Annotated in this window: 13 protein-coding genes; 5 read left to right on the top strand and 8 right to left on the bottom strand. The window is 59.0% G+C overall.

Annotation, left to right across the window (positions count from 1 at the left end; all coding sequences use genetic code 11):
* Nucleotides 1-17: 17 nt before the first annotated feature.
* The 3 genes from EGX79_02480 to EGX79_02470 all read left to right on the top strand — a co-directional run bounded on the left by EGX79_02480 (nucleotide 18) and on the right by EGX79_02470 (nucleotide 2696).
* Nucleotides 18-884, top strand: a complete 867-nt coding sequence (locus EGX79_02480; protein ID AYX81148.1) for a methionine ABC transporter substrate-binding protein — start codon at nucleotides 18-20, stop codon at nucleotides 882-884.
* A gap of 64 nt (nucleotides 885-948) precedes the next feature.
* On the top strand, nucleotides 949-1998 hold the full coding sequence (locus EGX79_02475) for a methionine ABC transporter ATP-binding protein (protein ID AYX81147.1): 1050 nt from the start codon (nucleotides 949-951) through the stop codon (nucleotides 1996-1998).
* Nucleotides 1995-2696, top strand: coding sequence for an ABC transporter permease (locus EGX79_02470; protein ID AYX81146.1), 702 nt, complete (start codon nucleotides 1995-1997; stop codon nucleotides 2694-2696). Before EGX79_02475 ends, EGX79_02470 begins: the two co-directional genes overlap by 4 nt.
* A 24-nt stretch (nucleotides 2697-2720) precedes the next feature.
* On the opposite strand, the gene EGX79_02465 is transcribed toward EGX79_02470, so the two are convergent.
* Nucleotides 2721-3632, bottom strand: coding sequence for a sucrase ferredoxin (locus tag EGX79_02465; GenBank protein AYX81145.1), 912 nt, complete (start codon nucleotides 3630-3632; stop codon nucleotides 2721-2723).
* Between the two features lie 163 nt (nucleotides 3633-3795).
* On the opposite strand from EGX79_02465, the gene EGX79_02460 reads away from it, so the two are divergent.
* A complete protein-coding gene (locus EGX79_02460) occupies nucleotides 3796-4476 on the top strand; it encodes a hypothetical protein (protein AYX81144.1) in 681 nt (226 codons plus the stop codon).
* 40 nt (nucleotides 4477-4516) lie between these two features.
* Here EGX79_02460 and EGX79_02455 read toward each other — a convergent pair whose 3' ends face one another.
* From EGX79_02455 to EGX79_02445, 3 genes are all read right to left on the bottom strand, one after another.
* On the bottom strand, nucleotides 4517-6181 hold the full coding sequence (locus tag EGX79_02455; GenBank protein AYX81143.1) for a DNA polymerase Y family protein: 1665 nt from the start codon (nucleotides 6179-6181) through the stop codon (nucleotides 4517-4519).
* Nucleotides 6181-6876: a hypothetical protein gene (locus EGX79_02450; GenBank protein ID AYX81142.1), complete on the bottom strand. Its 696-nt coding sequence runs from the start codon at nucleotides 6874-6876 to the stop codon at nucleotides 6181-6183. Before EGX79_02450 ends, EGX79_02455 begins: the two co-directional genes overlap by 1 nt.
* Before the next feature lie 204 nt (nucleotides 6877-7080).
* Complete coding sequence (locus tag EGX79_02445; protein AYX81141.1) at nucleotides 7081-7404, bottom strand: antibiotic biosynthesis monooxygenase; 324 nt, start codon at nucleotides 7402-7404, stop codon at nucleotides 7081-7083.
* A 131-nt stretch (nucleotides 7405-7535) separates the two neighbouring features.
* On the opposite strand from EGX79_02445, the gene EGX79_02440 reads away from it, so the two are divergent.
* A complete protein-coding gene (locus EGX79_02440; protein AYX82689.1) occupies nucleotides 7536-8213 on the top strand; it encodes a hypothetical protein in 678 nt (225 codons plus the stop codon).
* Between the two features lie 4 nt (nucleotides 8214-8217).
* On the opposite strand, the gene EGX79_02435 is transcribed toward EGX79_02440, so the two are convergent.
* From EGX79_02435 to guaB, 4 genes are all read right to left on the bottom strand, one after another.
* Nucleotides 8218-9792 carry a glutamine-hydrolyzing GMP synthase gene (locus EGX79_02435; protein AYX81140.1) on the bottom strand — a complete coding sequence of 525 codons (1575 nt, stop codon included), beginning with the start codon at nucleotides 9790-9792 and terminating at the stop codon, nucleotides 8218-8220.
* A gap of 13 nt (nucleotides 9793-9805) precedes the next feature.
* Nucleotides 9806-11554, bottom strand: coding sequence for a GMC family oxidoreductase (locus tag EGX79_02430; GenBank protein AYX81139.1), 1749 nt, complete (start codon nucleotides 11552-11554; stop codon nucleotides 9806-9808).
* A 119-nt stretch (nucleotides 11555-11673) separates the two neighbouring features.
* On the bottom strand, nucleotides 11674-12822 hold the full coding sequence (locus EGX79_02425) for a GuaB3 family IMP dehydrogenase-related protein (protein AYX81138.1): 1149 nt from the start codon (nucleotides 12820-12822) through the stop codon (nucleotides 11674-11676).
* A gap of 50 nt (nucleotides 12823-12872) precedes the next feature.
* Entirely contained in the window at nucleotides 12873-14402 is a 1530-nt protein-coding gene (guaB, locus tag EGX79_02420; protein AYX81137.1) for an IMP dehydrogenase, read from the bottom strand.
* Nucleotides 14403-14428 lie beyond the last annotated feature (26 nt).

Below are 14428 nucleotides of genomic sequence, written 5' to 3'. Positions count from 1 at the left end.
AATAAGGAGACCCCTCGATGAACCTCAAGCGTTTTTCCGCCGGTGTACTTACTGTCGCGTTCGCCGCAACCGGCCTTACCGCCTGTGGCAGCTCGGATGATGCCATTCGCATCGGCACCACGGATGCCGGCAAGAAGGCCTGGACCGTTTTCGAGCAGAAGGCTTCCGAACAGGGCATCGATCTGGATGTTCAGCCCTTCTCCGACTACCAGACCCCGAACCGCGCACTCGATGAGGGCCAGCTCGACGTCAATCTCTTCCAGCACATCAAGTTCTTGGCTGAGTACAACGTCGGCGCTAAGTCGGACCTGACTCCGATTGGCTCGAGCGAAATTGTCCCGCTGGCTCTGTTCTGGAAGGACCACAAGTCGGTTGATGAGCTGGAGAAGGGCACCGAGGTCGTCATCCCGAACGACCCGTCCAACCAGGGCCGCGCTATTAACGTGCTGGTTCAGGCTGGCCTGCTGAAGCTGAAGCAGGATGACCTGCTGACCCCGTCCCCTGCTGACATCGATAAGGAAGCTTCCAAGGTCACGGTTCTGCCGGTGGATGCCGCTCAGACTCCGGCCGCCTACGGCGAGGGTAAGCCCGCCATTATCAATAACTCCTTCCTGGACCGCGCCGGCATCGACCCGAACACCGCCATCTTCCAGGATGACCCGAACTCCACGGAGGCAGAGCCGTACATCAACGTCTTTGTCACCAAGGCTGAAAATGCTGACAACCCGAAGTACGCGGAGCTCTCCAAGATCTGGCACTCCAAGGAGGTCCAGGACGCAGTCGCTGAGGACTCCAAGGGCACCTCGGTTCCGGTTGACCGTTCGGCTAAGGAGCTGCAGGACATTCTGGATCGCGTCGAAGAGCAGCAGCGCGAGCAGAACTAACGCCACTGCCACCTAAGCACCGCCCAACACCAGGGAACACAGACCAAGGGGCACTGATTCACTCGTGACCAACAAGGGAACGAAGCTCGAATTCCGCGAGCTGAACAAGCAATTCGGCGACGTCACCGCGCTCGCCGACATCAACCTAACCGTTGAACCCGGCGAAATCCTCGGCGTCATCGGTTATTCCGGCGCTGGTAAATCAACGCTCATCCGTATGATTAACGGCCTGGAAAAGCCAACCTCCGGGCAGGTTTTGCTAGATGACACCGACATCGTCGGCATCTCCGAGCGCCAGCTACGGGGCCTACGCCGTAATATCGGCATGATTTTCCAGCACTTCAACCTCTTCCATTCGCGCAACGCGATTCGCAACGTTGAATATCCGCTGGAACTGACCGGTATGCCGAAGGCCAAGCGCCGCGCTCGCGCCCAGGAACTGCTGGAGTTCGTCGGTCTCGGCGACAAGGCGGAGTCCTTCCCCGAGCAGCTCTCGGGTGGGCAGAAGCAGCGTGTCGGCATCGCCCGTGCGCTCGCCACCGAACCGACGCTCTTGCTTGCCGACGAAGCCACCTCGGCACTCGACCCGGAAACTACTTCCGGCGTCCTGGATCTGCTGCGTCGCATCAATCGCGAAATGGGTGTCACTATCGTGCTGATTACTCATGACATGTCGGTTGTACGCGGTATCGCTGACCGCATGGCCATCATGGAAAATGGTCACATCGTCGAAACCGGTACGGTCCACGAGGTCTTTGCCAACCCCAAGACTGAGGTTGGCCGCCGCTTCGCCACCACCGCACTGCGCGATGTTCCAATTGGCCGTGAACGCGATTCGGTGAATCAGTCTGCCGAGAGCGCAGCGGCTCGCCTGGTCACCATCACTATCAATGACGGTGTTGACCTCGGCGCCCTGGCACAGGCCACTAGTGCCCACGGTGTCGCCGCCTCGGTGGCACACGGCGCGGTCGCCAATGTGCAGGCGAAGTCCTACGGCCGCCTTACTTTGCGATTGACTCCGCTGACAGGCAATTCCGCCTCGGATCCCTCTGATTTCGATGCCGCCATTGCTGCTATTTCCGAACTGACACAGGTAGAGGAGCTTGCATCATGATTGGTCTCTTAAACTCTCTGCCATCAGTGAGTGGCAAGGACACCAACTGGGATAGCCTCGGCCCGATGCTGGGCGAGGCATTCGGCCAGACGCTCTACATGGTCTGTGTCGCCATGCTGATTGGTGGTGTCGCAGGTCTGGCAATCGGCGTGCTGCTCTACACCACCCGCGATGGTGGCGTACTGCGCAACAGGTTTGTCTACCAGGTCCTCAATGTCCTGATTAACTTTGTTCGACCAATCCCGTTCATCATCTTGGTTACAGCCATCGGCCCACTGACAAAGAACGTGGTCGGCACCACGATCGGCACCGAAGCCGCAGTGTTCGTCATGTCGATTGCCGCCACCTTCGCCATCGCGCGCCTGGTGGAGCAGAACTTGATGTCCATCGACCCCGGCGTGATTGAGGCCGCCCGTGCGATGGGCGCAAGTCCGTGGCGCATCATCCGCACGGTCGTCGTGCCGGAGGCACTGGGCCCGCTGGTACTGGGCTACACCTTCGCATTCATCGCCGTGGTCGACATGTCAGCTATGGCCGGCTACATCGGCGGTGGCGGACTGGGCAACTTCGCAATCACCTACGGTTACCAGGCATTCGACTGGAACGTCACCCTGGTGACAACCCTGGTCATCATCTTCATCGTCCAGTTGGCGCAGATCTTCGGCAACTGGCTCTCCAAGAAGATTATGCGCAGGTAGCCGCGCACATTAGCTAGCCACTAGCTAGCGGCGGGTTACTTCGACCGCAGCCCAGCCCTTCTTTGGCCCTGGAGCATCACCGCAGGAAGACACAACGCCTTCCGTGGTGATTTTCTCCAGGGCCACTTCATATTCCACGACCTTGTCGCGGTCGCTGGGGCCGTCGTAAAGCGCGACGACTGCAGTCGTGCCGTCGACGTCAACGCGTGCGACATCGTCTACGCCCCACGTATCGGCTTGACGACGCACAGCCAACTCGGCCGCCTGCCCCTGCGGGGTGTAGATACCACGGCCGCGGCAGCCCTCTGCATGCACGATGCCCTGCTGAGCGTCTTCGATGACCCCCTTGGCATCCACCGCACTCAGACGTCCAAAGCTGTAATTCCATGGCAACAGCACGCTGGCCGGCGCAAAGCGGTGCCCCTTAGAGTGCGAGGTTTCCCACACAACCTCTGGGTAGAGATTGTGCATCGCAGCAGCGAGCGGGCGACCTTTAATCGCACAGCAACGATCGCGCTTACCGTGCGTACAGATGAGAAACAGTGGATGGTCCAGACGAGTGGCCCCCTCGGTGGGCTGGCCAGGGCGGATATCCAGAGTCATCAGGTCTTCAACATCGGCAACCATGCGATGTTCGAGAAAAACCTCAGAGCCATCCACTGATTCACAATGCGCGATATAGACGTTAACGCCATCACACGGCTGCTGGCCGATTCGGCCCGGTTTGCGAATCAGTTGCAACGCGCCGCCGCGTTCGGACAACCAGGCTTCTAATCGACCGGTGATCTCTGCTCCCCATACCCCGCCGTCAAAAATATCGTGCGACCAACCGAGTTGGTGCTCCAACGCAATAAAGAGCTTTCCGGCTTTTGCAGTACCGGGAAGCGGCTCAGCCATCTGAGCGGAACAGGTGGTATCAAATTTGGCCTGGCTCATACGCCTAAGCGTAATTGAGTGCCTCTGCGATTGGGTCTTAGGTCGCAGCGTTCACCCCTGTTTTATTACTATTGTGCAACACTTTGACAACAAATAACTTTGACCTCGACTTTTGCAGTTCAACTTGTTGAAATTCCGCAACTGCGCACATACCGTCGGACGTATGAATACGAAATCGCTGGATGCTTCGCGCACTCGTACCCGTATCGCGGCATCCCTGTGCCTCGCATTGGGTCTAGCTCTCGGTGCCTGCTCCTCTGACTCCTCCTCAGACTCGGCTGCTGCACTGTCTATGAAAACTGACTCAACCGCTGGCACCTCCGATTTGTCGAGCAGCTCTAGCAGCTCCACTAGCTCGTCTGCGGCGGCGCAGACCACCATGGATGACGATGCTGCTCCGGAGGGCGATTTCAATAGCTCTTCTGCAGAAGCTGCTCCTTCCGATGGCGCTTACTTGGGTATTCAAGATGTCCGCGTCGGTTCCCACGACGGTTATGACCGTATTGTCTTTGAACTCACCGGCGAGGGCACACCGGGATACTTCGTCCGTTACGAGGATGTCCCAACCCAGCAGGGCTCCGGCAAGCCGATTTCTGTCGACGGCACAGCCAAGCTGGTAATCGACTTGCGGGGCATGGGCTACCCCTTTGATTTCCAGATGGAGGACTTCCCCTCTGACTCGGTCAAGCCGACATCAACTTCCGTTATTAAGGAAGTCGTCGGCGCCGGCACCTTCGAGGGACAGACTCAGTATGTCGTCGGGCTCAAGGGAGATAAGACCCCATTCAAGGTTTTCTCGTTGAGCAATCCGAACCGCCTGGTTATTGACTTCCAATCGAAGTAATCGGGTTGCCCATCCCCGGTGCCGGCCCCTCGCTACGCCTCTACGCGTAAGCCCCCTCGATTCTCCATGCGCCGGCATGCCCTATGAGCAACCAGGCGGCGATGGTACCGTCATGCGCTACCGCACGGATTTGTAGTCTTGCCGCTCGGCGAGCCTCATCGGGTACCCACCAGCGCTCGTCAATCGGCCAGGGCCCAGCCCACGATGACACGCGGTACGTTGTCACTCCATGCCGCACCAGAGATGGTTCCGCCGTCATGGTCGCTCGCCCAGTTACGCCCACGATCTGCCCATTGGCATCGAGCACTTCCACCTCAGCATTAGCAGTCGCGGGAATAGTTGCCGGATTGGGAGCAAGAACGGCTCCCGGCCACGGCTGATTATTTTCCGCGGTTTTTGTGTTTTTGGGGTTTTCTCCGAAAGCGACAAATCCCACTCTTTCCCCTGGGCCACGCCCGCCCTGCATGATTGGTTGCTGTACTGCCTCTGACCCCAGTAACCCCTGCACACGCTCGGCAGCCCGGCGCGCTTTGGCTCGCGCATCATCACTACCGTGCCACAGATCCTGCTTTACGGCCCCGGCGGCGACCACATCCAGTGGCTCTAACTGCAGCTCTACAATTCCGCGGCTATCATCTCCGTCGTTTTCCTCAGCGCCGTCAACAACTCCAGCAACAGTGCCACTGTTCCCTCGTGGCTGCTGCCGATTCCTGTTATTCAGCCAGCCATCGAGCTGCCACCGAACTCTGTCAGCCGTAGTCTGTTCTGCCAGTGGCTCAGTGCAGCGCCATACTCTGCGCACCTCTGAGCCGTCACTAAACTGCGCCACCACCGCTAAGCGGTAACACGAATACCCATGGCTAAAAAGCTGTTCATGCAGTTGCCCAGCTAGAAAGCGCGCGACGAATGAGGCCTCATCCACTCTTCGGAGTGGACTCTCCCAAGACTGGTAGCTCACCGCCAGTCCTGGCGGCAAAGATCGCGGCGCCACCAACCGCACTTCCCCACGGCAGGCCAAATCGTGCCATCTAGCCCCCTGCGCCCCAAACCTGTTGGCTATATCCCGCTTCGGTAACGCAGCGACATCCCCCAATGTGCGCAGGCCGAGTTCCTGCCACGACTTCGCAAGCTCTGCGGGCATCTCCAGTGCACTTTCCGCCCTCAGCTCCACCAGAGAGATTCCCTGCCGAAATCTTTTGCCTTCATCTTCCCCGGGAGCTACCAGCACTCCCCTGCGCGCTGCCAAAATAGCTGTCACAATATCGTCCGCGAGCCCCAAGCTGCAGTCCACGCCCGGTACCGCAGCGGCATCAAGCAGCTTTTCCAAGGCCACATCCTGTCCGCCGTAATAACGCATTACCCCTCGCGCTGCCACAACCGCCAAGCCTGGCCGTAGAGCTTCGACCCCAGCTGCCACCGCCTCCAACCGTTGCAGCACGGACTCGAATTCTGCAGCGTCGCGCACCGCACTTTCCTCGACAACCTCCAGCTCCGGGCACAACGCTTCCGCATGGCGACGGCTTTGCCCGCGCCGTACCCCTGCACGGCGCGCACTCGGAGAACAAGCAGCTACTCCGCTATCACCCACAATCGCAACTGGACTGAGCGGATTAGCCTGCGACGTCACAGATGCTAGATGTGCTGCCTGCACTGGCCAATCAGGAAGCCATAGCGCCACCACACGGCTCGATTCCGCCGCTACCACTAGGACCTCCTCTGCGCGGGAAACGCGACCACATTGTTCTGTTCCACCTGTTCCCCCACCCGCCAACGGCACTGCCTCCGCGGAAACCGCGTCCCCGACACACTGACTTGGTAATCCACTGCTCGAATCCGGCCATAACCAGTGCCAAGCCCGGAAACACCAGCGACAGAGCTGGAAATTTCCGCAGCAGCGCCCGGCCACTGCTGCCCGACAAAAACCAGAGCACAACCACTCGTGCGCAGTCGTGCCTGCAGCGGACGTGCCTGCGACGGCGGCGGAGTGCGCGCCAACGAAGCCACCACCAAGTCAACGCCGTCCGCCAACAGCCCAATTACTTCAAGTGGCTGCATTCCAGGATCTGGTACACAGACAATGTTCGATAGCTTCCCGCCCAACTCCACTACGGAGAGCAACCCCTGTTCAGCGAGTCCAACTAGCGCAACATGACCTGTCTTCGTAACTTCCGCGATTAGGCCTGCCAATACCGCACCGGGCTGTTCAATGACACTGACAGCCCCTTTTCGCACTGCTCCCGCCAACGTATTTTCCAACGCCTCCGGCACCGGCAGAGCCTCACCGAGCCCAAAGGTTGCACCAGTTGCAGTCCCACCAGACTGGGCTGCCATCGCCTGCCGCAATGCCGCAATAGTCTGTTCCCTAGACTGCCCCGCAGCAATATTGACCGCCGTTGTCACTTCTTATTCCACCTCATCCCACTGCTATCCCACTGCCATCTCACTGCCCTGCCCACCACGAACACTGCTCGAATATTCTTTCCCAACAAGCGGATTAAACACTACCCTAAATAGCACGTACGTTCGATATTAATGTGCGAAGAAAAGCGCCGCACACCACCGCGCGACGCTCTAACCTCAGCCGAGTACTACATTTCGTACTACTTAGGCCTTCACATCGAGAACTACATCGAATTCGAGCAAATCAGCCGACGACGACACCGGCTTGCGCTTTTCGCCCTCATGCGAAGCCTTGAAGGCACGGCCCTCACGCCACCCCTGGTAGGCCTCCTCACTCTCCCACTCGGTAAAGACGAAGTAGCGGCTCTCTCCTGCAGTCGGACGCAGCAGTTGGAAACCAATGAAACCCGGCACATCGGTCATCTTTGAAGAGTTAGCGGAAAAGCGACGTTCGAGCTCTTCTCCCGCACCCTCAGGAACGGTAATAGCGTTAATTTTTACAATGCTCATGGTCATAACACTAGCCACACAACTCTCAACAATCTATAGTTCCATCGCTACTAAAATTAAGAAGTATGACAGATTCCAGCCGGCACCAACACTCTTCAGGCTCTTACCAAGACGGGGCCGAACGCACGACAAAATTTATCAATAGTCCCGTGCGCCTGGGGACGGCAATTGGCGTCACCACCGCAGTGATCGCACTGCTCGCATTGCTTAAAGCCCACATCATCGGCTCCATTGGCTGGTGGATCATGATAGCGCTTTTACTGGTACTCATCGGCACCACACTTTTCGTGCGCCAGGCAAAAACACCCACCAAAGAAACTCGGCCCTCCTACTTCGCAGAGCCGATGCGTGAGTCACCAAACGACATCTCGTGGAATAGCAGTATAAGCGTGCTGCTCATCTTCCCCGGAGCATGGATCATTGCCGCCGTCGCCGAACGAATTTCCTCTACACCGGTCGCCTGCATAATGACCCTAGTTCTGTCCGCCATCACCGCTACCTGCGCAATCCTGCCGCGGCAATTCGGATTCCTCCCTCTCGCCGCGCATCTTCCTGACAATTTCGCCCAGCGCTGCCCCTACCCCGCCGACTCACCAGAGGCCCGCATCCTCACAGTCCTCTTCATCGCACGTCTACGCGACGGCTACGTCTTCTTCACCGACCAGCTCCCCTATTTCGCCATGCTTGACGACGATACCGTGAGCGCAGCTCTCCACACCCTAGCCGCCGATAAGCGCATCACCATCGCCAAGAACAATTCGGCCCTGACGGAAAAGGGCCGTGCCCGCGAGTTTGCACAACTCACAGACACGGCCCTTGCCAACTAGTGGCTTACTCCCACTCAATGGTTCCCGGTGGCTTGGAAGTCACATCCAGGACCACGCGGTTGACCTCAGGCACCTCGTTGGTGATACGAGTGGAGATTTTCTCCAAAGTGTCGTACGGAACGCGGGTCCAGTCAGCGGTCATCGCATCCTCAGAGGAAACCGGGCGCAGCACGATTGGGTGGCCATAAGTACGACCATCGCCCTGGACACCGACCGAGCGGACGTCGGCAAGCAGGACGACCGGGCACTGCCAGACAACCTCGTCCATACCTGCGGCCGTCATTTCCTCGCGTGCAATGGCGTCGGCGCGACGGAGGGTATCCAGACGCTCCTCATCGACAGCGCCGATGATGCGGATACCAAGACCCGGGCCCGGGAACGGCTGGCGAGCGACGATTTCTTCCGGCAGCCCCAGTTCGCGGCCGACCGCACGGACCTCGTCCTTGAACAGCAGGCGCAGCGGCTCAACGAGGGTGAACTCAACGTCATCCGGCAGACCGCCGACGTTGTGGTGGCTCTTAATGTTGGCGGTACCAGAACCGCCACCGGACTCAACCACATCCGGGTACAGGGTGCCCTGGACCAGGAAGTCCACGGTCTCGCCCTCCGGAGCGCCCTCCAGCGCCTGTGCGACAGCGCGCTCGAAGGAGCGGATGAACTCACGGCCGATGGTCTTACGTTTGGTCTCCGGATCGGTGATACCAGCCAGAGCATCCAGGAAGACCCTGGAATCGTCGACGGTAATCAGCTTCGCACCAGTGGCGGCAACGAAATCCTTCTCAACCTGCTCGCGCTCGCCCTGGCGCAGCAGCCCATGGTCGACGAAGACACAGGTCAGACGGTCACCAATAGCGCGTTGCACAAGCGCGGCGGCAACTGCGGAGTCAACGCCGCCAGACAGACCGCAAATTGCGCGACCGGTCTCACCGACCTGATTACGGACCTGCTCAATCAGCTCTTCCGCGATGTTAGCGGCAGTCCAGTCCGGCTCCAGGCCAGCAATCTCATACAGGAACTTCTCCAGAACCTGCTGACCATACGGCGAGTGGTTGACCTCCGGGTGGTACTGCACACCGGCCATGCGCTTTTCCAAGCACTCGAAAGCCGCTACCGGAGCACCCTTGGTGGACGCCGTAACGGTGAAGCCCTCCGGTGCCTTAGACACCGCGTCACCGTGGCTCATCCACACCTCGTGTGTCTCCGGCACACCAGTGTGAGCGACACCGCCACCATCGACGACGTTCAGCTGCGTGCGGCCGTACTCACGGTCACCGGTAGCAGCGATCGTGCCGCCGAGCACCTCAGTCATCGCCTGGAAGCCGTAGCAAATACCAAACACCGGAATGCCCAGCTCAAGCCACTCTGGGTTGAGCTTCGGGGCACCTTCGGCGTAGGCACTGGACGGGCCGCCGGACAGCACCAGCGCAGCCGGGTTCTTGGCCTTAATTTCTTCGGTCGTCGCATCATGCGAGACCACTTCGGAATAAATTTTTGCCTCGCGCACACGTCGCGCGATGAGCTGCGCATACTGCGCACCGAAGTCCACGACGAGGACGGGCTTAGTCACCTGTTCAGACACGCCCTAAAGCTTATCAAGACTTACGGACTGCAGGCATACCCAGGTTCAGTGCAGCCGGAGCATCTTCCGGCACAGCCGGGTTCACCGGAGCAATCGGATCCAGGCGCACGTAGGACTCACCCTGCGCCGGACGCTGATCTTCCTCACCCTTATTCGGCCACAGCGACGTTGCACGCTCCGCATTCGCGGAAATCGACAGTGACGGGTTCACTCCCGGGTTGGCTGCCATCGCCGAACCGTCGTGAATCGAGAGCGTCGGGTAACCCCACACACGCAAGTACGGATCAACGACGCCGTTTTCAGGCGAATCCGAAATCGTCGCACCGCCAATGAAGTGAGCTGTCAAAGGAATATTTGCCAACTCACCGATAGTGCCACCCGCTAGCACACGACCATTCCGACTACGTGCACTGAGCTTGTCCGCCGCACGTTGCGTAGCTTCGTTACCCGACGGAATCCACGTCGGATTCGGCTCCCCCTCGCCCTGCTTACTCATCAGGAAACGCACCGGCCCAATCTTCTGCAGGTACGTCGTAATCGAGTTGTCGCGATTCTGCATCACCAGAGAAATCACGGTGCGCTGCGACCACTTACGCAGATTCACGAGCTGCGTCAGGTAGTTAGGATGCTTTACGACGGTTCCCACAGCCTGCAGCCAACGCGGAGTTGCACGACCTCCTTCGGTCATAATCATCTGCAGCATTGCGATGGCATTAGAACCCTTGCCATAGCGCACTGGCTCGATATGGGTGTCCTCATCTGGGAAGAATGACGAAGTGATGGCTACACCGTTAGAGAAGTCATTTTCCGGGTCCACCTTCGTACCCATCGCGCCCAAAATAGCCTCGGAGTTAGTGCGGGTCAGCTTGCCCAAAGACTTCGGCAGCAGCGGCAAGTGCCCATCGGCCTGCTGGCGATGCAGCAAATTCTGGGTGCCCCATGCACCGGCGGCGAGAATGACGCGCTTAGCGCTAAACTGCTGCTTGCCCTTAGCTACCCAACGACCAGTGCGCTCAGTGTCAATAACCCAGGAGCCATCAGCCTGAGGATGCAGACCGGTAACGGTAGTGCGGTCAAAGACCTGCGCACCAAACTTCTCCGCCAAGTAGAGGTAGTTCTTAACCAGGGTGTTCTTAGCATTGTGACGGCAACCAGTCATGCACTCACCACATTCCGTACAAGCAGTACGGTCCGGGCCAATCCCCCCGAAGTAAGGATCGGAAACTGTTTGCCCCGGCGCACCCTGACCACCGGTCTTGGCGCCAAAGAACACCCCCACCGGAGTCGAGCGGAAAGTATGCCCCACCCCCATATCTTCGGCTACTTCACGCATGACGACGTCGGCAGGCGTGTCGGATGGGTTGGTGACCACCCCGAGCATGCGAGATGCATTGTCATAGTGCGGAGTGAGTTCTGACTCCCAGTCGGTAATGTGCCCCCACTGACGGTGCTGGAAGTATTCAGTACCCGGCTTATACAGAGTGTTTGCGTAGTTAAGAGAACCACCGCCGACGCCGGCACCAGCGAGAATCATGACATCTTTCAACATGTGCACACGCTGGACACCAAAGAGCCCCAGCTTAGGAGCCCACAGGTACTTGTGAAGCCGCCAGCTGGTCTTGGCAAAGTCTTTATCTTCGAACCGTCGACCAGCTTCGAGAACTGCCACTCGGTAGCCCTTTTCAGTCAACCGCAAAGCAGAAACAGAACCACCGAAACCGGAACCGACGATTACAACATCGAAATCGCGTTGTTTACTCATGGGAAAAGCCACCTTCTCTAAGGGCGTAACGCTAATGCGCGGAACTCATGTTCCTAACCCTAAGCGGAGGTGGCTTTTCAGTAAGGTAGTTTTGCGAAAAAACTATCCGATTACTTTAATTAAAAACCCTTTGGACGTACCGACAGCTCAACGCGGTGGAAGGACTTCAGGTTGGTAAAGCCGCACTTGGCCATTGCGCGACGCAGGCCACCGGCGAGATTGCGGTCACCGAACGGCGAAGCGGAAGGGCCAAACAGAGCCTCTTCCAGGCTGACCAATTCCTTCTCATCGTCGACGACCGGCCACACCGCACCGCGCGGGTACTTCGGGTGTGCCGCAACAGACGGCCAGGCGTAGCCCTGCCCCGGAGCTTCGTGGACGGTTGCCAGCACACTGGACAGTGCCACAGCATCCGCACCGCAGGCGATTGCCTTGGCAATGTCACCGACGGTATCAATGCCGCCATCGGCAATGATGTGGACGTAGCGCCCCTCGGTCTCATCGAGGTAGTCCTTACGAGCAGCTGCAGCATCCGCAATAGCGGTAGCCATTGGCACATCGATACCGAGCGCATCCGGGGACGTCGTAAAGCCCGTACCGACAATCACACCAGCGGCACCTGAACGCATCAGATGCAGCGCAGTCTGGTAGTCGACAACGCCACCGGCGATAACTGGAACGTCCAGGCTGCCGATGAAGTCCTTGAGGTTTAGTGGTTCACCCTGAGCCGTGACATGCTCTGCGGAAATCAGCGTGCCCTGGATAACCAACAAGTCGATGCCGGCCTTGATAGCCAGCGGAGCCAGCTCACGGGCATGCTGCGGGGAGACACGAACTGCAGTGATCGCGCCGGTTGCGCGAATCTCCTTGATGCGCTCAACCAACAGGTCAGTATCAATTGAAGCAGAGTGCAGTTCCTGCAGCTTGCGGTTCACTGCCTCGGATTCACGCTTGGTGGCGGCATTCTTTGCCAACTCCACCAGCTCGGCGATCTTGTCCTGCGCATCGGCATGACGGGCCCAGATGCCCTCGGCGTTGAGAACCGCCAAGCCGCCCAGGCGAGCAAACTCAGCGACGGATTCCGGGCTGGCGATGGCATCTGTCGGATGCATCATCATCGGGAGTTCGAAATCGTAGGCATCAATTCGCCAGGAGGTATCGACGTCCTTGGACGACCGGGTACGACGAGTGGGAACGAGTGCAATATCGTCCAACTCGTAGGTCCGGCGTGCCTCGCGGCCAATACCGATTTCAACGATGTCGCGCATGAGCTTTCCTCACATGCCCTTTCCGTGGAATTTAACTCGACTAAGCCAGTTTAGCGCTGGTAGTAGTTCGGCGCTTCGACAGTCATCTGGATATCGTGCGGGTGCGACTCGCGCAGGCCTGCAGCGGTGATCTGGACGAACTGTGCGTCGTGCAACTGCTCGACGGTAGCGGAACCGGTGTAGCCCATAGCTGCACGCAGACCACCGACCAGCTGGTGAACGATGGAGTCGATACTGCCGCGGAACGGAACACGACCCTCAATGCCTTCCGGAACCAGCTTCTCTTCGCTCTTGACATCAGCCTGGAAGTAGCGGTCCTTGGAGTAGGAGCGCTTCTCACCGGTCAGGCCGCGGCCCTGCATGGCACCCAGCGAGCCCATGCCACGGTACATCTTGTACTGCTTGCCGTTGACGAAGGTGACCTCACCCGGAGCCTCAGCGGTACCGGCCAGCATCGAACCGAGCATGACGGAGGATGCCCCGGCTGCCAGAGCCTTGGCGATGTCGCCGGAGAACTGCATACCGCCATCGGCGATAATCGGAACGCCAGCCTTCTTAGCTGCGACAGAGGCTTCCATGATGGCGGTGATCTGCGGGGCGCCCACACCTGCGACAACGCGAGTGGTGCAAATCGAGCCTGGGCCGATACCGACCTTGATGGCATCTGCACCCGCGTCAATCATGGCCTGTGCAGCGCCACGGGTAGCCAGGTTGCCGCCGATAATCTGGATGTTCTCGCCGAATTCCTTCTTAACGCGGGAGACCATCTCAAGTACACCTGAGTTGTGGGCGTGAGCGGTATCAACAACGAGCACGTCTACGCCTGCGTCAGCCAATGCGTGCGCGCGCTTCCAGGAGTCCTCGCCGGTACCGATGCCAGCACCGACCAGCAGACGGCCGGAACCATCCTTGGAAGCATTCGGGTACTGATCCTTCTTGACGAAGTCCTTGACGGTAATCAGACCAGTCAGGCGGCCTTCGCCATCGACGATCGGCAGCTTCTCCACCTTGTGAGCGCGCAGCAGGTTCAGCGCCGCATCGCCAGACACACCCTGCTCAGCCACGACCAGCGGCATCGGGGTCATGATTTCGGAAACCTTGCGGTTCAGGTCTGCCTCAAAACGCATGTCGCGGTTGGTGCAGATACCGACCAGCTTGCCGTCCTTGTCGACGACCGGCAGGCCCGAGATGCGGTAACGAGCGCACTTGGCATCTACTTCGGCGATGGTGTCATCCGGGGAACAGGTCACCGGGTCGGACACCATGCCAGCCTCAGAGCGCTTCACAATCTCGACCTGCTGCGCCTGCTCCTCAATGGACAGGTTGCGGTGCAGGATACCCATACCGCCCTGGCGGGCCATAGCAACAGCCATGCGGGCCTCGGTGACGGTGTCCATAGCAGCGGACACAACCGGAATGTTCAGACGCAGCTCACGAGTGAGCTGCGTCGAAGTATCAACGCCGGAGGGGATAACGTCCGAAGCATCCGGCAGCAGCAGGACGTCATCGAATGTAAGGCCGACTAGTGGAATCTTGTTGGGATTGTCTCCGCCGAGGCTAATTCCCGTGGGGTTGGTCATGGACTCCTCCTGCTCCACCCTTGCCG

The organism is Corynebacterium jeikeium, from assembly GCA_003955985.1.
Taxonomy (GTDB): Bacteria; Actinomycetota; Actinomycetes; order Mycobacteriales; family Mycobacteriaceae; genus Corynebacterium; species Corynebacterium jeikeium_D.
The sequence above is the reverse complement of the archived record's forward strand: the minus strand, read 5'-3'. Positions and strand labels throughout refer to the sequence as shown.